At 70.5% G+C, this 22,444-nt stretch carries 22 protein-coding genes; 20 read left to right on the plus strand and 2 right to left on the minus strand.

Features of this window, described 5'->3' with window-relative positions; all coding sequences use genetic code 11:
• Nucleotides 1-62 precede the first annotated feature (62 nt).
• From pyrR to AB0I12_RS02805, 9 genes are all read left to right on the plus strand, one after another.
• The gene (gene pyrR, locus AB0I12_RS02765; protein ID WP_359923575.1) at nt 63-659 is read left to right on the plus strand and encodes a bifunctional pyr operon transcriptional regulator/uracil phosphoribosyltransferase PyrR; all 597 of its coding nucleotides are present in this window, start codon (nt 63-65) and stop codon (nt 657-659) included.
• Nucleotides 656-1,594 carry an aspartate carbamoyltransferase catalytic subunit gene (locus AB0I12_RS02770; RefSeq protein ID WP_359923578.1) on the plus strand — a complete coding sequence of 313 codons (939 nt, stop codon included), beginning with the start codon at nt 656-658 and terminating at the stop codon, nt 1,592-1,594. The genes pyrR and AB0I12_RS02770 overlap by 4 nt, the downstream gene beginning before the upstream one ends.
• Entirely contained in the window at nt 1,591-2,916 is a 1,326-nt protein-coding gene (locus AB0I12_RS02775) for a dihydroorotase (RefSeq protein ID WP_359923580.1), read from the plus strand. The genes AB0I12_RS02770 and AB0I12_RS02775 overlap by 4 nt, the downstream gene beginning before the upstream one ends.
• Nucleotides 2,913-3,398: a hypothetical protein gene (locus AB0I12_RS02780; protein WP_359923583.1), complete on the plus strand. Its 486-nt coding sequence runs from the start codon at nt 2,913-2,915 to the stop codon at nt 3,396-3,398. Before AB0I12_RS02775 ends, AB0I12_RS02780 begins: the two co-directional genes overlap by 4 nt.
• A complete protein-coding gene (carA, locus tag AB0I12_RS02785) occupies nt 3,395-4,516 on the plus strand; it encodes a glutamine-hydrolyzing carbamoyl-phosphate synthase small subunit (RefSeq protein ID WP_359923585.1) in 1,122 nt (373 codons plus the stop codon). Before AB0I12_RS02780 ends, carA begins: the two co-directional genes overlap by 4 nt.
• A complete protein-coding gene (gene carB, locus AB0I12_RS02790; RefSeq protein WP_359923588.1) occupies nt 4,516-7,818 on the plus strand; it encodes a carbamoyl-phosphate synthase large subunit in 3,303 nt (1,100 codons plus the stop codon). The genes carA and carB overlap by 1 nt, the downstream gene beginning before the upstream one ends.
• Nucleotides 7,811-8,857 carry a quinone-dependent dihydroorotate dehydrogenase gene (locus AB0I12_RS02795; protein WP_359923590.1) on the plus strand — a complete coding sequence of 349 codons (1,047 nt, stop codon included), beginning with the start codon at nt 7,811-7,813 and terminating at the stop codon, nt 8,855-8,857. Before carB ends, AB0I12_RS02795 begins: the two co-directional genes overlap by 8 nt.
• Before the next feature lie 24 nt (nt 8,858-8,881).
• Nucleotides 8,882-9,718: an orotidine-5'-phosphate decarboxylase gene (gene pyrF / locus AB0I12_RS02800; RefSeq protein ID WP_359923591.1), complete on the plus strand. Its 837-nt coding sequence runs from the start codon at nt 8,882-8,884 to the stop codon at nt 9,716-9,718.
• 112 nt (nt 9,719-9,830) lie between these two features.
• The gene (locus AB0I12_RS02805) at nt 9,831-10,790 is read left to right on the plus strand and encodes a DUF4037 domain-containing protein (RefSeq protein WP_359923593.1); all 960 of its coding nucleotides are present in this window, start codon (nt 9,831-9,833) and stop codon (nt 10,788-10,790) included.
• Here the strand turns inward: AB0I12_RS02805 and AB0I12_RS02810 are convergent.
• Nucleotides 10,760-11,623: a LysR family transcriptional regulator gene (locus AB0I12_RS02810; RefSeq protein ID WP_359923596.1), complete on the minus strand. Its 864-nt coding sequence runs from the start codon at nt 11,621-11,623 to the stop codon at nt 10,760-10,762. The genes AB0I12_RS02805 and AB0I12_RS02810 overlap by 31 nt on opposite strands.
• A 70-nt stretch (nt 11,624-11,693) precedes the next feature.
• Here AB0I12_RS02810 and AB0I12_RS02815 point away from each other — a divergent pair, with 70 nt between their 5' ends.
• From AB0I12_RS02815 to AB0I12_RS02865, 11 genes are all read left to right on the plus strand, one after another.
• Nucleotides 11,694-12,683 (plus strand): EamA family transporter, encoded by a 990-nt coding sequence (locus tag AB0I12_RS02815; RefSeq protein WP_359923599.1) that lies wholly within the window; start codon nt 11,694-11,696, stop codon nt 12,681-12,683.
• 9 nt (nt 12,684-12,692) lie between these two features.
• Nucleotides 12,693-13,070: a hypothetical protein gene (locus tag AB0I12_RS02820; RefSeq protein ID WP_359923602.1), complete on the plus strand. Its 378-nt coding sequence runs from the start codon at nt 12,693-12,695 to the stop codon at nt 13,068-13,070.
• A 115-nt stretch (nt 13,071-13,185) separates the two neighbouring features.
• Nucleotides 13,186-13,560: a hypothetical protein gene (locus AB0I12_RS02825; protein WP_359923605.1), complete on the plus strand. Its 375-nt coding sequence runs from the start codon at nt 13,186-13,188 to the stop codon at nt 13,558-13,560.
• A gap of 117 nt (nt 13,561-13,677) precedes the next feature.
• Complete coding sequence (gene mihF / locus AB0I12_RS02830) at nt 13,678-13,992, plus strand: integration host factor, actinobacterial type (RefSeq protein ID WP_132145957.1); 315 nt, start codon at nt 13,678-13,680, stop codon at nt 13,990-13,992.
• Between the two features lie 66 nt (nt 13,993-14,058).
• Nucleotides 14,059-14,679 (plus strand): guanylate kinase, encoded by a 621-nt coding sequence (gmk, locus tag AB0I12_RS02835; protein ID WP_359923608.1) that lies wholly within the window; start codon nt 14,059-14,061, stop codon nt 14,677-14,679.
• A 2-nt stretch (nt 14,680-14,681) separates the two neighbouring features.
• Nucleotides 14,682-14,984: a DNA-directed RNA polymerase subunit omega gene (rpoZ, locus tag AB0I12_RS02840; RefSeq protein ID WP_355478349.1), complete on the plus strand. Its 303-nt coding sequence runs from the start codon at nt 14,682-14,684 to the stop codon at nt 14,982-14,984.
• 10 nt (nt 14,985-14,994) lie between these two features.
• A complete protein-coding gene (gene coaBC / locus AB0I12_RS02845; RefSeq protein WP_359923611.1) occupies nt 14,995-16,224 on the plus strand; it encodes a bifunctional phosphopantothenoylcysteine decarboxylase/phosphopantothenate--cysteine ligase CoaBC in 1,230 nt (409 codons plus the stop codon).
• Between the two features lie 4 nt (nt 16,225-16,228).
• Nucleotides 16,229-16,729 (plus strand): GNAT family N-acetyltransferase, encoded by a 501-nt coding sequence (locus AB0I12_RS02850; protein WP_359923613.1) that lies wholly within the window; start codon nt 16,229-16,231, stop codon nt 16,727-16,729.
• Nucleotides 16,730-16,739: 10 nt separating this feature from the next.
• Nucleotides 16,740-17,852, plus strand: coding sequence for a winged helix DNA-binding domain-containing protein (locus AB0I12_RS02855; RefSeq protein WP_359923615.1), 1,113 nt, complete (start codon nt 16,740-16,742; stop codon nt 17,850-17,852).
• A gap of 189 nt (nt 17,853-18,041) precedes the next feature.
• Nucleotides 18,042-19,235 carry a methionine adenosyltransferase gene (metK, locus tag AB0I12_RS02860; protein ID WP_359923616.1) on the plus strand — a complete coding sequence of 398 codons (1,194 nt, stop codon included), beginning with the start codon at nt 18,042-18,044 and terminating at the stop codon, nt 19,233-19,235.
• A gap of 74 nt (nt 19,236-19,309) precedes the next feature.
• Nucleotides 19,310-21,346 carry a primosomal protein N' gene (locus AB0I12_RS02865; RefSeq protein ID WP_359923619.1) on the plus strand — a complete coding sequence of 679 codons (2,037 nt, stop codon included), beginning with the start codon at nt 19,310-19,312 and terminating at the stop codon, nt 21,344-21,346.
• 4 nt (nt 21,347-21,350) lie between these two features.
• On the opposite strand, the gene AB0I12_RS02870 is transcribed toward AB0I12_RS02865, so the two are convergent.
• Entirely contained in the window at nt 21,351-22,424 is a 1,074-nt protein-coding gene (locus AB0I12_RS02870) for an aminoglycoside phosphotransferase (protein WP_359923621.1), read from the minus strand.
• Nucleotides 22,425-22,444 lie beyond the last annotated feature (20 nt).

The raw sequence follows: 22,444 nt of genomic DNA on the forward strand, positions 1-22,444 counted from the left end.
CAAGCGGTCCGAACGTCCTTTAAAGACCCGTCCAGAGAGGCGGGAAAGGAGGAACGGTAGCGATGAGCCCTGCCCAGAGCGCAGAGCAGCACCAGGCCGAGCAGCCGCCGAAACGCAGCGGTCGCGAGGTCCTGGACGCTTCCGACATTTCCCGGGCACTGACCCGGATCGCCCACGAAATCCTCGAGCGGAACCGCGGCGCCGACCCGGTCGTCCTGCTCGGCATCCCGCGCCGCGGCGTCCCGCTGGCGCAGCGCGTCTCGGCCAGGATCCAGGCCGTCGAGGGGCAGAGCGTACCGACAGGGTCACTCGACGTGACGATGTACCGCGACGACATCGGCCTCAAACCGCCGCGCGGCCTGGAGCACACCGACATCCCGGCGGACGGGATCGACGGCAAGGTCGTGGTGCTCGTCGACGACGTGCTGTTCTCCGGCCGCACCATCCGCGCGGCCCTCGACGCGCTCGGCGACCTCGGCCGCCCGCGCGCGGTCCAGCTCGCCGTCCTGGTCGACCGCGGCCACCGCGAGCTGCCGATCCGCGCCGACTACGTGGGCAAGAACCTGCCGACCTCGCTCGTCGAGCGGGTCACCGTTCATCTCGACGAGTTCGACGGGGAAGACGCGGTCCTGATCGCGGACAAGGGGGCACAGGCATGAAGCACCTGCTGAGCGCGGGCGACCTGAGCCGCGACGAGGCGCAGCTGATCCTCGACACCGCCGAGGAGATGCGCTCGCTCGCCGACCGGCCGATCAAGAAGCTGCCCGCCCTGCGCGGGCGGACCGTGGTGAACCTGTTCTTCGAGGACTCCACCCGGACCCGGATCTCGTTCGAGGCGGCCGCCAAGCGGCTGTCCGCGGACGTCATCAACTTCTCCGCGAAGGGGTCGAGCCTGAGCAAGGGCGAGAGCCTCAAGGACACCGCGCTGACGCTGCAGGCGATGGGCGCGGACGGGGTCGTTTGCCGGCACGGCTCGTCCGGGGCGCCGCACCTGCTGGCGACGTCGGGCTGGATGACCGGCTCGGTGGTGAACGCCGGCGACGGCACCCACGAGCACCCGACCCAGGCGCTGCTCGACGCGTTCACGATGCGCCGCCACCTCGGTGCGCTGGACGGCCGCCGGATCACGATCGTCGGCGACGTCCTGCACTCCCGGGTCGCCCGGTCGAACGTACTGCTGCTCTCGACGCTCGGCGCCGACGTCACCGTGGTCGCCCCGCCGACACTGCTGCCGGTCGACATGAGCACCTGGCCGTGCGTCACGTCGTACGACTTCGACTCGGTGCTGCCGAAGAGCGACGCGGTGATGATGCTGCGGGTGCAGCGGGAGCGGATGAACGACGCGTTCTTCCCGAGCGCCCGGGAGTACACCCGGCGCTACGGCCTGGACAGGAACCGGATGGCGCAGCTGCCGGACGAGGCGATCGTGCTGCACCCCGGCCCGATGAACCGCGGGATGGAGATCAGCGCCGAGGTCGCCGACTCGACCCGCTCGGTGATCGTCGAGCAGGTCACCAACGGCGTCGCGATCCGGATGGCCGTCCTGTACCTGCTGCTTTCTGGAACGAACGAGACCGAGGAGCCCACGGCATGACCGCTTACCTGATCACCGGCGCGAGCATCGTTGGCGGTGAGGTGGCGGACCTGCTGATCGACAACGGCGAGATCGTTGCCACCGGCACCGGCCTGGACGCGCCGGCGGACGTCACCACGATCGACGCCGCGGGCCTGATCGCGCTGCCCGGGCTGGTCGACCTGCACACGCACCTGCGCGAACCCGGCCGGGAGGACGCCGAGACGGTGTTCACCGGCACTCGGGCGGCCGCACAGGGCGGCTTCACCGCGGTGTTCGCGATGGCCAACACCGACCCGGTCGCCGACACCGCCGGCGTCGTCGAGCAGGTCTGGCGCCTCGGCCGCGACGCCGGGTACGCCGACGTGTACCCGATCGGCGCGGTCACCGTCGGCCGCAAGGGCACGCAGCTCGCGGAGCTCGGCGCGATGGCGGACTCCGCGGCCCGGGTCCGGGTGTTCTCCGACGACGGCGACTGCGTCTGGGACGCCGCGCTGATGCGCCGCGCGCTGGAGTACGTGAAGGCGTTCGACGGCGTGATCGCCCAGCACGCGCAGGAGCCGCGGCTCACCCAGGGCGCGCAGATGAACGAGGGCGCGCTGTCCGGCGTCCTCGGCCTGACCGGCTGGCCAAGTGTCGCCGAGGAGGCGATCATCGCCCGCGACATCCTGCTGAACGCGCACGTCGGGTCGAAACTGCACATCTGCCACCTGTCCACCAAGGGCTCGGTGGAGATCGTCCGGGCCGCCAAGCGCCGCGGCCTCGAGGTGACCGCCGAGGTCACGCCGCACCACCTGCTGCTGACCGAGGACCTGGCCGCCTCCTACAACCCGGTGTACAAGGTGAACCCGCCGCTGCGCACCAAGGAGGACGTCGAGGCCGTCCGCGAGGGCCTGGCCGACGGCACGATCGACATCGTCGCCACCGACCACGCGCCGCACCCGGTCGAGGACAAGGACTGCGAATGGAGCGCGGCCGCGTTCGGGATGACCGGCCTGGAGACCGCGCTGTCCGTGGTCCAGCACGCGATGATCGACACCAAGCTGCTGACCTGGGCCGACGTCGCCGACCGGATGAGCTACGCGCCGGCCGCGATCGGTCAGGCGGCTGACCACGGCCGTCCGCTGGAGGCCGGCGCACCGGCGAACATCGTGCTCTACGACCCCCGCGTCGAGCGGACCGTGGTCCCCGAGGAATCGGTGTCGCTGTCGCGGAACACGCCGTTCGAGGGAATGACGCTGCCCGGCAAGGTGGTGGCGACGTTCCTGCGGGGTACGCCGACCGTCCTGGACGGTGAGCTCACGACCGGGGCGGTGGGGCGGGGAAGGAATTCAACGGAGTGAAGGCCTTCCTGGGCATTCTCGGCACGCTGGTGGTGCTGGCGGCTGCCTACTTCGGTATGTACCGCGGCTGGCGGAACCGCCAGTCCCGGCAGGCCGACCTGGCGCCCTTGCCCACGGCACCAGAGGACGCGACACGCGGCGTCGAAGGTGTGTACGTCGCGACGACGAGCGCGGGCGACTGGATGGACCGGATCGCCGTGCACGAACTGGGCGTCCGCGCGACCGCGGACCTGGCCGTCAGTGAGGCCGGCCTGATCTTCCACCGGCAGGGCGCGGCGGATGTCTTCATCCCCGCGGACCGGCTGACCGGGGTCCGGACCGACCGTGGCATCGCCGGCAAGGTGACCGCGGAGAAGTCCGGCCTGGTCGTGGTCACCTGGACCCACGACGGACGTGAGCTCGACACCGGGTTCCGTCCGCGCCGTAAGGCCGACACCGCCGCCCTGACCGCATCCATCTCGACCTTGATCGGAGCATCATGAGCCAGCCAGCACTGCTGGTCCTGGAAGACGGCCGGTCGTTCGCCGGCACGTCGTACGGAGCGACCGGATCCACCTTCGGCGAGGCGGTGTTCACCACCGGGATGACCGGGTACCAGGAGACACTGACCGACCCGTCGTACCACCGGCAGATCGTCACCCAGACGGCGCCGCACATCGGCAACACCGGGATCAACGACGAGGACGACGAGTCGCAGAAGATCTGGGTCGCCGGGTACGTCGTGCGCGACCCGGCCCGGGTCCCGTCGAACTGGCGCGCCACGCGCTCGCTCGACGACCAGCTGAAGGGCCAGGGGATCGTCGGGATCTCCGGGATCGACACCCGCGCGCTGACCCGCCACCTGCGGGAGCGCGGCGCGATGCGCGCCGGGATCTCCACCGAGGTCCTGGACCCGGCCGAGCTGCTGGCCAAGGTGCTCGAGCAGCCGCCGATGGTCGGCGCGGACCTCGCGTCGGAGGTGACGACGTTCGAGCCGTACGTCGTGCCGGCCGAGGGGGAGAAGCGCTTCACGGTGGTCGCGCTCGACCTGGGCATCAAGTCGATGACGCCGAAGCGGATGTCCGAGCGCGGCATCGAGGTGCACGTGCTGCCGGCCACCGCGACCCTCGAGGAGGTGCTCGCGGTGAACCCGGACGGCATCTTCATGAGCAACGGCCCGGGGGACCCGGAGACCACCGAGCACCCGACCACGCTGCTCAAGCAACTGCTCGAGCAGAACAAGCCGTACTTCGGCATCTGCTTCGGCAACCAGGTGTTCGGGCGGGCGCTCGGGCTCGGCACGTTCAAGCTGAAGTACGGGCACCGCGGCATCAACCAGCCGGTGCTCGACCGGGCCACCGGCAAGGTCGAGATCACCGCGCAGAACCACGGGTTCGCGGTCGACGCGCCGATCGAGGAGACGGTCGAGACGCCGTACGGGACCGCCGAGGTGTCCCACGTCTCGCTCAACGACAACGTCGTCGAAGGGCTGAAGCTCACCGGCAAGGACGGCCGCGTGCTCGCCTTCTCGGTCCAGTACCACCCCGAGGCGGCGGCCGGCCCGCACGACTCGGCGTACCTGTTCGACCGCTTCGTCGAGCTGATGGAAGGGCGGAACTGATGCCGCGCCGTACAGACATCGATTCGGTCCTGGTGATCGGATCCGGGCCGATCGTGATCGGCCAGGCCTGCGAGTTCGACTACTCCGGGACCCAGGCCTGCCGGGTGCTCAAGGAGGAGGGGTTCCGGGTCGTCCTGGTGAACTCCAACCCGGCCACGATCATGACCGACCCGGAGTTCGCCGACGCCACCTACGTCGAGCCGATCACCCCGGAGTACGTCGAGAAGGTGATCGAGAAGGAGCGCCCGAACGCGCTGCTCGCCACCCTCGGCGGCCAGACCGCGCTGAACGCGGCGATCGCCCTGCACGACAACGGCGTCCTGGACAAGTACGGCGTCGAGCTGATCGGCGCGTCCGTCGACGCGATCCAGCGCGGTGAGAACCGGGAGTCCTTCAAGCAGATCGTCGAGAAGCTCGGCGCCGAGGTCGCCCGGTCGCGGATTTGCCACACCCTCGACGACGTGATGGGTGCGGCCGGCGAGCTCGGGTACCCGCTGGTCGTCCGGCCGTCGTTCACGATGGGCGGCGTCGGCTCCGGGATGGCCTACGACGAGGCGGACCTGCGGCGGATCGCCGGCGCCGGGCTGCACGCGTCGCCGACGACCGAGGTCCTGATCGAGGAGTCGATCCTCGGCTGGAAGGAGTACGAGCTGGAGGTGATGCGCGACAAGGCCGACAACGTCGTGATCATCTGCTCGATCGAGAACGTCGACCCGATGGGCGTGCACACCGGCGACTCGGTCACGGTCGCGCCGGCGATGACGCTGACCGACCGCGAGTACCAGGTGATGCGGGACCTGGCCATCGGCATCATCCGCGAGGTCGGGGTCGACACCGGCGGCTGCAACATCCAGTTCGCGGTGAACCCGGCCGACGGCCGGCTGATCGTGATCGAGATGAACCCGCGGGTGTCCCGCTCGTCCGCGCTGGCCTCGAAGGCGACCGGGTTCCCGATCGCGAAGATCGCCGCGAAGGTCGCGATCGGCTACACGCTGGACGAGATCCCGAACGACATCACCCGGCAGACGCCGGCCAGCTTCGAGCCGACGCTGGACTACGTGGTGGTGAAGGTGCCGCGGTTCGCGTTCGAGAAGTTCCCGGCCGCTGACGCGACGCTGACCACGCACATGAAGAGCGTCGGCGAGGCGATGGCGATCGGCCGGAACTACACCGAGGCGCTGCAGAAGGCGCTGCGCTCGCTGGAGAAGCCGGAGGCCCGGTTCTCCTGGGCCGGGCAGCCCGCGTCGGAGCTCGAGCCGTTGCTCGAGGCCATCAAGACGCCGCAGGACGGCCGGCTCCGGATCGTCATGGACGCGATCCGGGCGGGGGCGACGCCGGAGCAGATCTTCGAGTCGACGCGCATCGATCCCTGGTTCGTGGACCAGCTGTACCTGATCCACGAGACCGCCCTGCAGGTCGCGGCCGCGCCGCGGCTGACGCCCGACGTGATCAAGCTGGCCAAGCGGCACGGGTTCTCCGACCTGCAGCTGGCCGAGATCCGCGGGCTGACCGAGGACGTGGTCCGCGGTGTCCGGCAGGCGCTCGGGATCCGGCCGGTCTACAAGACGGTCGACACCTGTGCGGCCGAGTTCAAGGCCGAGACGCCGTACCACTACTCGTCGTACGACGAGGAGACCGAGGTCGCGCCGCGCGACACGCCCGCCGTCCTGATCCTGGGCTCCGGGCCGAACCGGATCGGGCAGGGGATCGAGTTCGACTACTCCTGCGTGCACGCGTCGATGGCGCTGCGCGAGGCCGGGTACTGCACGGTGATGGTGAACTGCAACCCGGAGACGGTCTCGACCGACTACGACACCTCCGACCGGCTGTACTTCGAGCCGCTCACCTGCGAGGACGTGCTCGAGATCGTGTACGCCGAGCTGCAGGCCGGACCGGTCGCGGGCGTGATCGTCCAGCTCGGCGGCCAGACGCCGCTCGGGCTGGCGCAGCGGCTCGCGGACGCCGGCGTACCGATCGTCGGGACGTCGCCGGAGGCGATCCACCTGGCCGAGGAGCGGGGCGCGTTCGGCAAGGTGCTCGCGGACGCGAAGCTGCCGGCGCCGAAGCACGGCACGGCGCTGTCGGCCGAGGAGGCGCACCAGGTTGCCGCGGAGATCGGGTTCCCGGTCCTCGTCCGGCCGTCGTACGTGCTCGGCGGTCGCGGCATGGAGATCGTCTACAGCTCGGCCGAGCTGACCGCCGCGCTGGAGCGGCTCGGCGGCGACGGGGCCTTCGAGCACCCGGTGCTGATCGACCGGTTCCTGGACGACGCGGTGGAGATCGACGTCGACGGGCTGTTCGACGGCGACGAGCTGTTCCTCGGCGGCGTGATGGAGCACATCGAGGAGGCCGGGGTGCACTCCGGCGACTCGTCGTGCGCGCTGCCGCCGATCACGCTCGGAAACGCCGACATCGAGAACATCCGGAAGTCCACCGAGGCGATCGCCCGCGGTGTCGGCGTCCGCGGCCTGCTGAACGTCCAGTACGCGCTCGCCGGCGACGTCCTGTACGTGCTGGAGGCGAACCCGCGGGCGTCCCGGACGGTGCCGTTCGTGTCGAAGGCGACCGCGACGCCGATGGCGAAGGCGGCCGCCCGGGTGATGCTCGGCGCCACGATCGCCGAGCTGCGCGCCGAGGGCCTGCTGCCGGCGGCCGGCGACGGCGGCACGCTGCCGCCGACCACGCCGATCGCGGTCAAGGAGGCCGTGATGCCGTTCAACCGGTTCCGGACCATCGACGGTTCGTCGGTCGACACGGTGCTCGGGCCGGAGATGAAGTCGACCGGCGAGGTGATGGGCGTCGACGACACTTTCGGTACGGCGTTCGCGAAGTCGCAGGCGGCGGCCTCGCAGCCGCTGCCCGGTGCCGGCAAGGTGTTCGTCTCGGTCGCGAACCGGGACAAGCGGCACATGATCTTCCCGGTCAAGCGGTTGGCGGATCTCGGCTTCCAGATCTACGCGACCGAGGGGACGGCCGACGTCCTGCGCCGCAACGGGGTCGAGGCGGTCACGGTCCGCAAGAGCAGCCAGGGCCCGGGCCCGAACGGTGAGCCGACGATCGTCCAGATGGTCCAGGACGGCGAGCTGAACCTGATCGTCAACACGCCGATCGGCATCACCCAGGGCGGCTCGCCGCGTCTGGACGGCTACGAGATCCGCAGCGCGGCCGTCGCCCGCAACATCCCGTGCATCACGACGGTCCAGGGCCTCGCGGCCGCGGTCCAGGGCATCGAGGCGCAGCGCGCCGGCGACATCGGCGTCCGGTCCCTGCAGGACTGGGTCCCGAGGATCCGCGGTGTCTGACCGGTCGATGTACGAGCGCCTTGTCCGGCCGGTCCTGTACCGGCTGGGCAAGGGCGACGCGGAGGTCGCGCACGAGCAGACGCTCGCCGCCCTCCGCCTGCTCGGCCGCATCCCCGGCGCTCCCCGCGCCGGAGCCCGGCTGTACGGCGCGCCCGCGCCGCGCACGGTCTTCGGCGTCCGCTTCCCCTCACCGGTGGGGCTCGCCGCCGGGATGGACAAGAACGGGGTCGCACTGCGCGCCTGGCCGGCCATCGGCTTCGGCTTCGTGGAGGTCGGCACGGTCACGGCGCACCCGCAGCCCGGCAACGAGAAACCGCGGCTGTTCCGCCTCGTGGAGCACGAAGCCGTCATCAACCGCATGGGCTTCAACAACCTCGGCAGCGAGGCACTGGCCGCGCGGCTGGCGGCGTACGGCGACCTGGGCTACCCGCTGGGCATCTCGATCGGGAAGTCGAAGGTGACGCCGCTGGAAGAGGCGGTCGAGGACTACGTGACCTCCCTGCGCCGCCTCTACCGGTACGGCGACTACTTCGCGGTCAACGTGTCGTCGCCGAACACCCCCGGCCTGCGCTCGCTGCAGGATGCCGGCCACCTCCGCGAACTGCTGACCGCGCTGCACACCGAAGCCGCGGAGCTGACCGTCGCGGGCCTCGAGCCGAAGCCGATCCTGGTGAAGATCGCGCCGGACCTGACCACGTCGGCGATCGACGAGCTGCTCCAGGTCTGCACCGACACCGGCGTCGCCGGCATCATCGCCACCAACACCACCATCGGCCGCCCCGGCGTCGAGACCCACCCGCTCGCCGGCGAGGCGGGCGGTCTGTCCGGCCGCCCGCTCGCGGAGACGTCGGCCAAGGTGGTGGCCCACATCCACAGCCAAACCGGGGGAGCGCTGCCCGTCATCGGCGTCGGCGGGATCGTCGAACCGTCGGACGCGATCCGCCTCTTCGACGCCGGCGCGAGCCTCGTCCAGGTCTACTCCGGACTGATCTACAAAGGTCCCGGCCTGATCCGCCGGATCAACAGGAGCTTGCCATGAGCAACCAACCCCTTGGGGAGCGACATGCGTAACAAGCCGTTCGGCGCCCGGCTGCGCGCCGCCATGGACGCCCGCGGTCCGCTGTGCGTCGGCATCGACCCGCACCAGCACCTCCTGGACGCCTGGGGCCTGCCCGACACCGCGGAGGGGCTCGCGTCCTTCACGTACGGCGTCGTCGACGCGCTCGCCGACCGGGTCGCGGTGTTCAAGCCGCAGTCGGCGTTCTTCGAGCGTTTCGGGTCGGCCGGGGTCGCCGTCCTCGAGCAGGCGACGATCCGGCTCCGCGAGGCCGGGGCGCTGGTGATCATCGACGCCAAGCGCGGTGACATCGGTACGACGATGGCGGGCTACGCGGCGGCGTACCTGGCCGAGAAGGGACCGCTGGCCTGTGACGCGCTGACGGTCAGCCCGTACCTCGGGTTCGGCTCGCTGCAGCCGGCGATCGACGAGGCGCGGGAGGCGGGGGCGGGACTGTTCGTGCTCGCCCTGACCTCGAACCCGGAAGGCCCGCAGTTCCAGTCCGCCCGGACCGCGGACGGACCGACGGTCGCCGGTGCGGTGCTCGACGGGCTGCGCGAGCTGAACGCCGGCGTCGAGGGCCTGGGCTCCTTCGGCGCGGTTGTTGGGGCGACCATCAGCTCGACCGAGGAGAACCTGGACATCAACGGCCCGCTGCTCGCCCCCGGCCTCGGCGCCCAGGGCGGCACGGCCGAGGGCCTGGCGAAGGTGTTCGGTCCGGCGGTGCGCAACGTCGTACCGTCCAGCTCCCGCGAGATCCTCGGCGCGGGTCCGAGCGCGACCGGTCTGCAGGACGCGGCCGACCGGGCGAATGCGGCGTACCGGACGGTCCTCGGCTACTGACAAACAGCCGGTAAAACTGATAAGGTCTGAATCAGCAAATCCCGCGAAGTAATTTCGCGGGATTTTCTGATTTCTCTTGAATGAGTGCCCGGCAATCTGCGATTTTCTTCGCATGTCCGGTCTGGAGATCTGCGAGCGGTTCTATTCCGAGGTCGTCCGGCCGTTGGTCGGTGTGCCGCACAGTGCGGCGTTGCTGGGGCGCGGGTCGGAGGTTCTGGGGTTCGACGACGAGATGTCGACGGACCACAACTGCGAGGCACGGGTGCTCCTGTTCGTCGAGGACGGTGTGGAACTCCGGGTGGAGGTGCCCGAGACCTTCGCGGGGCGACCCACCTGGGTGGAAGTACACACCGTGCGCGAATACTTCCGGCAGCAGTTCGGTTTCGACGTCGACGGTGAATTGACGCCGGGGGACTGGCTGACGTTTCCCGAGTCGATTCTGCGGCAGCACGCCGCGGGTGGCGTGTTCCACGACGACCTCGGTCTCGAGGCGGTCCGCGATCGGCTCGCGTACTACCCGGACGACGTCTGGCGCTATCTGATGATCGCCGGCTGGTGGCGTGTGCATCCCGAGATGAATCTCGTCGGCCGTTCCGGGTACGTCGGGGACGAGCTCGGGTCGGCGTTGATCGGCGCCCGGCTCGTCGAGGACCTGATGCGGTTGTGCTTCCTGATGGAGCGCACCTACGCGCCGTACTCCAAATGGTTCGGCACGGCGTTCGGCCGGCTGTCCTGCGGTCCGGCGATGGCGCCGCTGCTGCGCGCGGTCGGGCGGGCCGAGACCTGGCAGCAGCGTGACGAGGCGTTGCAGGCGGCCTATCGCGCTGCCGGTGAGCTGCACAACCGGATCGGCATCAGCGAGCCGCTGAAGTTCGGCATGGAGCGGTTGTTCGGCCGGCCGTTCGACACCGTGTGGGGCGACTACATCGGCGCACTGGCCGCCGGCATAAAGGATCCTGAGGTGCTCCGGTTGCTCGACCGCTGGCCGGTCGGCGGGATCGACCGCGTGCGCGACCTGCTGTGGAAGGCGAACGACCGCCGTCAGCTTCTCGGGCTGCTCGACTCGCGGTAGAGCGCGGTCAGCAGGTCGACGGCGGCCTGGGTCGCCGGGTGCGGGTCCTCGCGATGCCAGATCAGGTGGACGTCGACCGGCGGCGCGTCCCGCACCGGCCGGTAGACGACGCCGTCGCGGCGGTACTGCGTCGTGGTCGCCTGCGGCGTGAGCCCGGCGCGGCGCCCCGACGAGATCGCGGCGAGCCAGTCGTCCACGTCCTGGGTGAGCTCGATCTTCGGCCGCGCGTCGTCCGGCCACAGGTCGGCCGTGGTGCTTCCGGTCCGGCGGTCGATGACGATGGTGCGGTCCCGGAGCTGGTCGAGCGTCAGCGACCGCTTGCGCGCCAGCGGGTCGTCGGCGGGCAGGGCGCAGTACCGGGGTTCCCGGGTGAGCAGGACGTGCGCGAAGCGGCCGAGCTCGAGGTGGCTGCGGACCACCGCGAGATCGCACAGCCCCTCGGCGAGACCGCCGGTCGCGGTGTTGGTACGGATCAACTGCAGCTCGACACCGGGGTGCTCGGCTGCCCAGCGGCGCTGGAACTCGCGGGTCCGGCTGCCGAACGCCGACCACGCATGACCGACCCGCAGTCGCGTGTGGCCGCTTGTCGCCTCACTCACCAGCTCGTCGAGCTCGGCGAGGATGTGCCGCGCCCGGGCCAGCACCCGGACACCGGCCGCGGTCGGGGTCAGCGAACGGCTGGTCCGATGCAGCAGGCGGACGCCGAGCTCACGCTCCAGGGCCAGCAGATTGCGCGACACCGCCGCCTGTGAGATCCCCAGCTCGATCGCGGCATCGGTGAACGTGCCCGAGTCGACGATCTCGACCAGGCACCGCAGCTGCCGGATATCCATGACTCCAGCGTATAGATCGGCGGTCGTATGCATTTTGCGATTGGCGGCGTCCGGCGGACGCTCGGTGATCGTGAGGCGCGAACGGTTGACCGGTGTGGTGATGATGCTCGGCAGCGGGCTGTCGACGCAGGTGGGTGCGTCGGTGGCGGCGCTGGCGTTCCCGGTGATCGGCCCGGCGGGCGTGGTGGCGATCCGGCAGTGGGTCGCGGCGATCGCGCTGCTCGCGGTCGGCCGCCCGCGGCTCCGGTCGATCACCCGCCGCCAATGGCGCCCGGTGGTCGGTCTGGCGATGGTCTTCGCGGTGATGAACCTGTCGCTGTACACCGCCATCGACCGGGTTGGACTGGGCCTCGCGGTCACGCTCGAGTTCCTCGGACCGCTCGCCGTTGCGTTGCTGGGCTCCCGGCGCAGGGTGGATCTGGTGTGTGCGTCGGTCGCCGCCCCCGCAGTCGTCCTGCTGACCCGCCCGCAAGCGACGACGGACTACCTCGGCGTCGGCCTGGGCTTGCTCGCGGCAACGTGTTGGGCGTTCTACATCCTGCTCAACCGCAAGGTCGGCCGGGAGTTGCCGGGCGCAACAGGTTCGGCCGCGGCGGCTGCGCTGTCGGGTCTCGCGTACGTCCCGGTCGGCGTGGTCGTCCTGCTGCAGCACCCGCCGACGCCGGCCGCGGTGTCGTACGCGCTGGTGGCCGGTCTGCTCTCGTCGGCCGTGCCGTTCCTCGTCGACCTGCTGACGCTCCGGCGCGTGCCGGCCCAGTTCTTCGGCGTGTTCATGAGCGTGAACCCGGTGCTCGCGGCCCTGGTCGGGCTGGTGGTTCTGGGGCAGCGGCTCGCGATCCTCGACTGGGCGGCGATCCTGGTGATCGTGTCGGCGAACGCGGTCGCGATCACCGTCGCCAGACCTGAAGTCCACTCGAAGGACGGCGACGCTCCACATCACAACCCGGTTCCAGTCGCCGGGTGCGACGTTCTTCACGGCGTGCCGGAGCTCGCGTTGACCCCGGCGTTCGGAAAGGTGTCGGCGGACGGGGAGCCACGGACTTCCCGCGCGACACAGTGAAGGAACACGATGCGGAAGCTGGCAGCCCTCGCGGCCGTTGTGACGATGAGTGTTGGCGCCCTGACGGCCTGCTCGGGTGGCGACTACTGCGCGGACCTGAAGGGGTACGTCGACTCGTCGAAGGACCTGGACATCAAGGACTCCGACGCCGTCGGCAAGATGCTGGACCAGGCGAAGAAGGTGTCGAAGTCGGCGCCGAAGGACCTGCAGGACGACTGGAAGACCGTCATCGACTACGCCGAGAAGGCGCAGGACGCCAAGGGCGACACGAACAAGCTCGTGGAGCTGGCGAAGGCCGACGGCGACAAGATCAAGCCCGCCATGGACGCGATCACCAAGCAGGCGAAGGACACCTGCAAGATCGACCTGCCGGGCGCCGGCAACTGACGCGGTCCTGACCCAGGCCGACGTGACCTGGTGGGACGGCTCTGCCCGTTCCGTCCCACCAGCCCGGAACGTATTCGTTTCGGATGATTTGGTCACTCCCGGTAGCGTGAGCCCGATGAAGCGTTCTCTCGCCATCCTCGCGACCGTGGCCGCCGGTGCCGGTGCGCTGACCGCCTGCACCGACGAGCAGGCGTACTGCGTCGATCTCGCCAAGTACGCCGCCAAGGCGGTCGACGTCGATCCGCAGAAACCGGTCGACTACGTGAAGATCCTGGACGATGCGAAGAAGCTCCAGGAGTCCGCGCCGCAGGACGTGAAGGACGACTGGGGCGTCGTCGTCACGTTCGCCGAGAAGGCGCAGAAGGCCGGTACGGACGCGGTGAAGCTGGCCGAGCTCAGCAAGCAGACCGGCGGCGTCATGACGGCGTACAAGAACATCTCCAGCCAGGCGAAGGACAGCTGCAAGGTCGACCTCCCGGCACTGAACTGATCAACTGATCGTTCTAATTCGCGCGTTGTCCGGCGACTCTGTTCCACCACGGCCAGACCGCGGGCTGAACCCGTGTTAGGTTCCCTTGCGAAGCCATACAACGGGACAGGTGAAACGGTGCCACTTCCTTCTTTGACCCCGGAGCAGCGTGCGGCGGCTCTGGACAAGGCCGCGGCGGCGCGGCGTGAACGAGCCGAGATCAAGAACCGGATCCGGCACTCGGGAGCGTCTCCGACGGAGGTGCTCCACGAGGGGCAGACGAACGACGTGATCGGCAAGATGCGGGTCAGCCAGCTGCTGCAGTGCATCCCCGGCGTCGGCAAGGTCCGCGCCCAGCAGATCATGGAGCGCGCCGGGATCTCGGAGACGCGGCGGGTGCGCGGCCTCGGCTCGAACCAGATCGCCGCGCTCGAGCGCGAATTCGCTGAGTGATTGCCGAGTGATTTCAGGGTGAGCCAGACCAAAACCTCGACCGGCTCGTTGGACACTGGTGTGACGATGACCACGCACGCGGGACACAGTTCGAACGAGCCGGCGGCGGCTCCCGACCCGGCACGGCTGACCGTGCTGGCCGGACCGACCGCGGTCGGGAAGGGCACCGTCGCGGCCGACATCCGCGAACGGTTCCCGGACATCTGGATCTCGGTCTCCGCGACCACCCGCAAGCCCCGGCCGGGCGAGGTGCACGGCGTGCACTACCTGTTCGTGTCGGACGCCGAGTTCGACCGGATGATCGCCGACGGCGAGCTGCTGGAGTGGGCCGTGGTGCACAAGGCCGCCCGCTACGGCACCCCGAAGCAGCCGGTGCTCGACAAGCTCGCGGCCGGCCGCCCGGCCCTGCTGGAGATCGATCTGCAGGGTGCGCGCCAGGTCCGCGAGACGATGCCGGAGGCGCAGTTCGTGTTCCTCGCGCCGCCGACCTGGGACGAGCTGGTCCGCCGGCTGCTGTTCCGCGGCACCGAGACGCCGGAGGAGCGGGAGCGCCGGCTGGAGACTGCGACCGTCGAGCTGGCCGCCGAGAAGGAGTTCGACGTGACGATCGTCAACGCCTCGGTTCGGGAGGCCGCCGATCAGTTGGTAAAGTTGATTCGATCACCCTCCATCTCTGGAAAGAGCTGAACTTGTCTGGCAACCAGCCCGTCGCCATCGGCATCACCTCCCCGCCGATCGACGACCTGCTCACCCACACCGACTCCAAGTACAAGCTCGTGCTGTACTCGGCCAAGCGGGCGCGGCAGATCAACGCCTACTACTCGCAGCTCGGCGAGGGCCTGCTGGAGTACGTCGGGCCGCTGGTCGAGACGCACGTCCAGGAGAAGCCGCTGTCGATCGCGATGCGCGAGATCAACGACGGTGTGCTGACCTGCACCGACATCGACCCCGAGGCCGAGGCGGAAGCCGCCGCCGCGGAGAAGTCCGAGTAACTCACCCCGTATGAAGCCCAACGTGGTGCTCGGGGTCGGCGGCGGCATCGCGGCGTACAAGGTCTGCGACCTGCTCCGGAGGCTGACCGAGTCCGGGCACAGCGTGCGCGTGGTGCCGACCGCGGCCGCGCTGGAGTTCGTCGGCGAGGCGACCTGGGCGGCGCTGTCCGGGCAGCCGGTGACCGCCGATCCGTTCGACGACGTGCAGGAGGTCCCGCACGTCCGGATCGGCAAGGCCGCCGAGCTCGTGGTGGTGGCGCCCGCGACCGCGAACCTGATCGCCAAGGCCGCCCACGGGCTGGCCGACGACCTGCTCACGAACACCCTGCTCACGGCGCGCTGCCCGATCCTGTTCGCGGCCGCGATGCACACCGAGATGTGGGAGCACCCGGCCACCCAGGCGAACGTCGCGACCCTGCGTTCGCGCGGGATCACGGTCCTCGACCCGGCGGTCGGGCGGCTGACCGGCGCCGACACCGGGCGCGGCCGGCTGCCGGAGCCGTCGGAGATCTTCGCGATCAGCCAGTTGATGCTCGCCGACGAGGCCGCCCGCGCGGCGGGCCAGTCGGTGGCCGACCTGACCGGCAAGCAGGTGCTGATCAGCGCCGGCGGGACCCGCGAACACCTCGACCCGGTCCGGTATCTCGGCAATTCCTCGTCCGGCAAGCAGGGTTACGCGCTGGCCCGGATCGCCGCCGCCCGCGGCGCCAAGGTCACCCTCGTCGCGGCGAACTCCGAGCTGCCCGATCCGGCCGGCGTCCAGGTCGTCCCGGTCACCAGCACCCGCGACCTGTACGACGAGATCACCGGGCGCGCCGGGGACGCGGACGCGATCGTGATGGCGGCCGCGCCGGCCGACTTCCGCCCGGCCGACGTCGCCGAGCACAAGATCAAGAAGACCGCCGACGGCTCGGTGCCCGCGGTCAGCCTGGTGCAGAACCCGGACATCCTGCAGACGATCTCGCACGACCGGGCCCGCACCGGTCAGGTGATCGTCGGCTTCGCCGCGGAGACCGGCGACGCGGACCACTCGGTCCTCGAGCTCGGCCGCGCCAAGCTCGAACGCAAGGGCTGCGACCTCCTGGTCGTCAACGACGTCTCCGGCGGCAAGGTCTTCGGCAGCGACGTCAACGAGGCCGTCATCCTCGACCGCGCCGGCAACGCCCTCCCGGTCCCCTCCGGCAGCAAGGACGCCCTCGCCGGCGTCATCTGGAACCTCGTCGCCACCCACTGGCAGTGATTCCGTGCTGCAGGTGAGACCGGCGGTCGAGGCCGACAGGCCGACAATCCTCGGACTGGCCGGCGAGGTCGAGCACTGGTTCGGCCCGATGGTGGCCGAACCAGGCTTCCACCGCGCACTCGACAGTCACATCGCCGACGAGCGTGCGCTCGTGGCGACTGACGAGGGTCAGCCGGCAGGAGCAGTGTTGTTCGGCGGCTCGTCGCCGCGGTACGCCGTGCACTGGCTGGTGATCTCCGAGCGGGCCCGGGGCCTCGGCGTCGGCCGGCGGCTGATGGCCGCGGCGATCGAGCGGCTCACGGCGGGCCAAGGGCTCGCCGAGGGCGAGCTCGTCGACGTGGTGACCTTCGGCGCTGACCATCCGGGAGCGGCGGCCGGCGGAGCACGCGTGTTCTACGAACGCCTCGGCTTCCTGCCTGCCGAGCCTGCGCCGGACGGGCCGGAGGGCGGCTCGCGGCAGGTCTTCCGCTATAAGAGGACAGAAGCTGTCCGCTTTCCGTTCTAGCGTGGTGGCCATGGAGATCTCCTGGGAAGCCGTCGTCGCGCGGCGGATGCGGCGGCATGGGTTGGCGGCGCCGGTCGGTACGGCGGTGGAGGCTGTGCGGGCGATGTGTGGGGCGCATGCGCAGATCGCGGCGGCGGGGGAGACCTCCGTGGCGTTGCGCGTGGACGGGGCGGATCGGGTGTCGGTGCAGCGGGACGAAGGGCTGGTGAAGACGTTCGGGCCGCGGGGGACGGTGCATCTGTTGCCGCTCGAGGATCTGCCGATGTGGACCGGGGCGCTGGGTGCGCTGCCGGCGAACGGTTCGCAGCCGGAGCCGATCCGGATGACGCCGGACGAGATCGATCAGGTGGTCGTCGCCATCGGCGCGGCGCTGGCGCACGACGACCTGACCGTCGACGAGCTGACCGAGGAGGTCGTCCGGCGGACCGGTGAGTGGGCCCGGGAGCCGACGATCCCGGCGTTCCAGGGCGCCTGGGCCCGCTGGCGGCAGGCGGTCTACGTGGCAGCGCACGCCGGCGTCCTCTGCCACGGGCCGATGCGCGGCCGCCTGGTGACGTACGCGAACCCGCATCGCCTCCGGCCGTTCGAGCCGATGCCCGCCGAGCAGGCCCTGACCGAGCTCCTGCAGCGGTACCTCTACTCGTACGGTCCCGCGACCCCGCAGCAGTTCGCCCGTTGGCTCAGCGTCGCTCCGACGCGAGTCAAGCCGTACTTCGAGGGCCTCCCGCAGGTCGAGCTCGACGGTCAGGCCGCCTGGGTGGCTCCCGGTGACGACGAGTTCCCCGACGACCGCGCCGAGGGAGTCCGGCTGCTGCCGTACTTCGACGCGTACGGCGTCGGCAGTTTCCCGCGCGAACTGCTCTTCCCGGGCACGGCGTTCGCCCGCGCGACCGCCCGCGGCCAGGCCGGCAACTACCCGCTGCTGCTCGTCGACGGCATCGTGGCCGGTGTCTGGCACCAGAAGAAGTCCGGCCGGAGGGTGCAGGTCACCGTCGAGGCGCTCGCCCCGCTGAACCGGCGCCGCCGCGCCCTGCTGGACGCGGAGGTGGACCGCGTGGCTGCGATCCTCGGTGGTACGGCGTCGCTCACACTGGGCGACGTGACGGTCGGCGCGCACGCCTGAAACGGCGTCGATCGTCCAGAATATGATCACGGATCTCGTATCCTGGATGAATTCGGAGCGTTACCGGGACGCGGGTGGAAACTGCTGGCATACTTCCCAAGATGCATCGCCAACCGCCGGTGCATGGGGGGATCGCGCGGTCGTGCCAACGCGCAACCGGGCGGCACAAGAGGAATCCGAGGGAGAACTGTGGCGAGGCGCCTTTTCACGTCCGAGTCCGTGACCGAAGGTCACCCGGACAAGATCGCTGACCAGATCAGCGACTCCATTCTCGACGCGCTGCTGGCCGAGGACCCGAAGAGCCGGGTCGCGGTCGAGACCCTGATCACCACGGGTCTGGTCGTTGTCGCGGGAGAGGTCACCACGACGGCGTACGTCGACATTCCCGGGATCGTGCGTTCGCGCATCCTGGAGATCGGCTACGACTCGTCCCTGAAGGGTTTCGACGGCGCGTCCTGTGGGGTGCAGGTCGCCATCGGGAGTCAGTCCCCGGACATCGCGCAGGGTGTCGACACGGCGTACGAGACGCGCTCGGACGCGTCCCAGGACGCCCTGGACCTGCAAGGCGCGGGCGACCAGGGCCTGATGTTCGGCTACGCGTCGAACGAGACGCCGGAGCTGATGCCGCTGCCGATCACCATCGCGCACCGCCTGTCCGAGCGGCTCGCCGAGGTCCGCAAGAACGGCACCCTGGCGTACCTGCGGCCGGACGGCAAGACCCAGGTCACGGTCGAGTACGACGGTGACAAGGCGGTCCGGATCGACACCGTGGTGGTGTCCAGCCAGCACGCGGCGGACATCAACCTGGAGTCGATGCTGACGCCGGACATCAAGAAGCACGTCGTCGACCCGGTGCTCGAGCAGTTCGACATCGACGCGAGCGACTACAAGCTGCTGGTGAACCCGACCGGCCGGTTCGAGATCGGCGGCCCGATGGGCGACGCCGGGCTGACCGGGCGGAAGATCATCATCGACACCTACGGCGGGATGGCGCGGCACGGCGGCGGCGCGTTCTCCGGCAAGGACCCGTCCAAGGTGGACCGCTCGGCGGCGTACGCGATGCGCTGGGTGGCGAAGAACATCGTCGCGGCCGGTCTCGCGGACCGGGTCGAGTGCCAGGTCGCGTACGCGATCGGCAAGGCCGCGCCGGTCGGCTTCTACGTCGACACGTTCGGCACCGAGAAGGTCCCGGTCGAGAAGATCGCCGACGCGGTCCGCGAGGTCTTCGACCTGCGGCCGGCCGCGATCATCCGCGACCTCGAGCTGCTCCGGCCGGTGTACGCCCAGACCGCGCGGAACGGCCACTTCGGCCGCACCGGCGAGGGCTTCACCTGGGAGCGCACGGACCGCGTCGAGGCTCTCAAGGCCGCGGTCGGCAAGTAGTTGGCCCCATCGTTATCCACAGCGGGTCGGCAGTGCACAACCGCACTGTCGGCCCGCTGCTCTAGCATTCCTCAGTGACATCGAACGTGGCCTCGGACGGGGATTCGCCGGAGCAGCTGACGCTGCTGCGCGACACCGTCCGCAAGTCACGCACCAAGGAACCGGCCGAGATCACCACGTCGTTGCCGGTGGCCCGGATCGCGGTCGACGTCTCGCTCCCGCACCTGGACCGGCCGTTCGACTATTTGGTGCCCGAGGACATGGCCGAGGCGGCGCAGCCCGGCGCCCGGGTCAAGGTGCGGTTCGCGGGCAAGGACCTCGACGGGTTCGTCCTGGAGCGGCTCGACGAGTCGGACCACGACGGCAAGCTGGTCCGGCTGCGGAAGGTCGTCTCACCCGAGCGGGTGCTGACACCGGAGATCGCGGACCTGTGCCGGGCGGTCGCGGACCGGTACGCCGGGGTGCTCGCGGACGTCACCCGGCTGGCGGTCCCGCCGCGGCACGCGAAGGTCGAGGGGGAGCCGCTGCGCTGCGATCAGCCGGCGCGTCCGCCGGTGTCGACGTCCCGCTCCGAGTGGTCGCCGTACCCGCCGGGGTTCCTCGATGCGATCGAGCGTTCGGAGTCGCCGCGGGCCGTGTGGACCGCTGTACCGGGGGCCGACTGGGCGCTGGCGTTCGCGCAGGCCGCCGCGGTGTGTGCGGCGTCGGGGCGGGGTGCGTTGCTGCTCGCGCCGGATGCGCGGGATCTCGAGCGGCTCGCTGCCGCGTGCGCTGAGGTGCTGGGGGAGTCCGGCTTCGTCACGCTGTCCGCGGATCTCGGGCCGACGGCTCGCTATCGCGCGTTCCTGTCCGCGCTGCACGGCTGTGCGCGGGTGGTGATCGGGACCCGGGCGGCGGCGTTCGCGCCGGTCGCGGATCTCGGGCTGGTGGCGATGTGGGACGACGGCGACGAGTCGTACGCCGAGCCGCGCGCGCCGTACCCGCATGCCCGGGAGGTGCTGCTGCTGCGGGCGTTCCGGCAGCAGTGTGCGGCGTTGCTCGGCGGGTTCGCGCGCTCCGCCGAGGCGGCGGCGCTGATCGAGTCCGGGTTCGCGCACGAGCTGATCGCGGACCGGAAGACGATCCGGGCCGCCGCGCCGTCGGTGCACATCGCGGGGGAGTCGGACATCGACCTGGCGCGCGACCCCGCGGCGCGTGCTGCCCGGTTGCCGCACCGCGCGTTCGAGATCGCCCGTGAAGGGCTGCGGACCGGGCCGGTGCTGGTGCAGGTGCCGCGCGCGGGATATCTGCCGAGTCTGGTGTGCCAGACGTGCCGGGCGCCGTCGCGGTGCTCCACGTGCGGCGGCACGTTGCGTCGTACCGGCGGATCCGGACCGGCCAGCTGCAGTGTGTGCGGCCGGCCGGCCGTCGATCACCGGTGCCCGGAGTGCGGCGACACCCGGATGCGTGCGGCGGTGATCGGCGCCCGTCGTACGGCGGAGGAACTGGGCCGCGCGTTCCCCGGTGTCGTCGTGCGGACGTCGGGCGGGGACAACATGCTCGACGTCGTACCGGACGCGCCGGCGCTGGTCGTCACCACGCCGGGAGCCGAACCGGTCGCCGAGGGCGGATACAGCGCGGCGCTGCTCCTCGACACCTGGCTGATGCTCGCCCGCCCCGACCTGCGCGCCCCTGAAGAGGCTGTCCGTCGCTGGTTCAACGCGGCCGCCCTGGTGCGCGCGGGCAGCCCCGTCATCCTGGTCGGCGACCCGTCGGCCTTGCCGCTGCAGGCGATCGTCCGCTGGAGCCCCGAGGGGTACGCCGCCCGCGAGATCGAGGAACGCCGTACGGCGCGCCTCGCCCCCGCCGCCAAGCTCGCCGAGCTCACCGGCCCGTCGGAGTCGGTGAACGACCTCGTCACCCGCCTCCGCGACCTGATCCCGCCGTCCTCCGGCCTCGAGGTCCTCGGCCCCGTGGACGTCGACGACGAGACGGTCCGTGCCGTGGTCCGCACCCCGCGAGCCCACGGCACGGCTCTCGTCCGCGCGTTGAAGGAAGCCCAGTCGACCCGAGCCACGAAGAAGAGCCCGGGCGCGGTCAGGGTCCAGGTCGACCCGCCCGGCTTCGGCTGACGCGCTACCTGCGGAACGCGGCTCTGGTCGCGGCCGCGGTGGAGGCGATGTACTCCGGTGGCTCGATGAACCACCACTCGTCGAACGGCACGCCGTTGGTGAGGTCGCGGTGGTAGCCGAAGCACACCAGGTAGAGCGGCCTGATGTACATCACGCCCTCGAGCCGGTCGAGTTCCTCGTCGGTCAGCTCGACATGCTTGCGGTAGGCGCTGACGACCGCTTCGACGTGCCCTTCGTTGGTGCGTCGGGTGGGAGCCCAGTCTCCGGTGCCCCACAGCAGGAACGCGAGGTCGGCGATCCGCGCCCCGCGGCCGGATGCCTTCCAGTTGATGGCCACCGGCCCGTCCGGGCCGATCACGGCGTGGTCGGGAGCATGCAGGAGGTTGCCGTGCAGCAGACCCTCGGGCAGGCCGTCGCCGTCGTCCGCCGTGCGCACCTGCTCGAGGAGCTGCTCGAAGCGCTCCCGATCGGCCGCCCCGACCTTCGTGTCCACCGCGTCGAGAAAGGCCAAGCCCGCCAGGAGATCCTGCCGCGGCGTGCCCGTCCGGCGCGGGTCCTCACCGCTCGCCCCACCGGGCCGGCTGACCGATTCGTCGAACGGCAGCGCGTGCAGCCGTCCGAGCAGGTCGCCCATGATCGCGAATCCCTCGCCGGGCGGAAGCGGGGTGTGGTCGATGAACTCGGTGACGAGCACCGAGCTGCCGTCGAAGTCGGACACCGCATCGTCGACGGCGAGACGTTCCGCGGGATAGTCGTGCTGCTCGAGAAAGCGCAGGACCGCGGCATCGCCCTCGACGTGGGCCCGCGGCCGCGCCGGCGGGAACGCCCGCGCGATCCACGGGGCGCCGTTGTTGCGGTCGATGCGGAAGACGTATGTCTTGTGCACGCTGAGCTTGGTCGCCGAGACGGCGTCGATCCCGTACCGCTTCCGCAGGTGGGCGAGCAGCCGGTCCGCGTCCGGCTCGTGGTAGATGCGGTCGTCGAGACCCTCGAGATCGGTCAGTGCCTCGGTGTAGCGCTGCCCGGTCTCCTGGGCGTGCCGCCGTACGACCTTCTTGAAATTGCCGTCCTTCGTCATGACAAGCCTCTCCGTCGACA

This window comes from Kribbella sp. NPDC050459, assembly GCF_040655315.1.
Classification (GTDB): domain Bacteria; phylum Actinomycetota; class Actinomycetes; order Propionibacteriales; family Kribbellaceae; genus Kribbella.

Bases quoted from the DNA above. Each gene is read 5' to 3' on its own strand.
- carB (WP_359923588.1), top strand. From the start codon at position 4,516: ATGCCGCGCCGTACAGACATCGATTCGGTCCTGGTGATCGGATCCGGG.
- gmk (WP_359923608.1), top strand. From the start codon at position 14,059: ATGACCACGCACGCGGGACACAGTTCGAACGAGCCGGCGGCGGCTCCC.
- AB0I12_RS02770 (WP_359923578.1), top strand. From the start codon at position 656: ATGAAGCACCTGCTGAGCGCGGGCGACCTGAGCCGCGACGAGGCGCAG.
- pyrR (WP_359923575.1), top strand. From the start codon at position 63: ATGAGCCCTGCCCAGAGCGCAGAGCAGCACCAGGCCGAGCAGCCGCCG.
- AB0I12_RS02870 (WP_359923621.1), bottom strand. From the start codon at position 22,424: ATGACGAAGGACGGCAATTTCAAGAAGGTCGTACGGCGGCACGCCCAG.
- AB0I12_RS02855 (WP_359923615.1), top strand. From the start codon at position 16,740: ATGGAGATCTCCTGGGAAGCCGTCGTCGCGCGGCGGATGCGGCGGCAT.
- AB0I12_RS02820 (WP_359923602.1), top strand. From the start codon at position 12,693: ATGCGGAAGCTGGCAGCCCTCGCGGCCGTTGTGACGATGAGTGTTGGC.
- AB0I12_RS02825 (WP_359923605.1), top strand. From the start codon at position 13,186: ATGAAGCGTTCTCTCGCCATCCTCGCGACCGTGGCCGCCGGTGCCGGT.
- AB0I12_RS02810 (WP_359923596.1), bottom strand. From the start codon at position 11,623: ATGGATATCCGGCAGCTGCGGTGCCTGGTCGAGATCGTCGACTCGGGC.
- AB0I12_RS02805 (WP_359923593.1), top strand. From the start codon at position 9,831: ATGTCCGGTCTGGAGATCTGCGAGCGGTTCTATTCCGAGGTCGTCCGG.
- carA (WP_359923585.1), top strand. From the start codon at position 3,395: ATGAGCCAGCCAGCACTGCTGGTCCTGGAAGACGGCCGGTCGTTCGCC.
- pyrF (WP_359923591.1), top strand. From the start codon at position 8,882: ATGCGTAACAAGCCGTTCGGCGCCCGGCTGCGCGCCGCCATGGACGCC.
- AB0I12_RS02775 (WP_359923580.1), top strand. From the start codon at position 1,591: ATGACCGCTTACCTGATCACCGGCGCGAGCATCGTTGGCGGTGAGGTG.
- coaBC (WP_359923611.1), top strand. From the start codon at position 14,995: ATGAAGCCCAACGTGGTGCTCGGGGTCGGCGGCGGCATCGCGGCGTAC.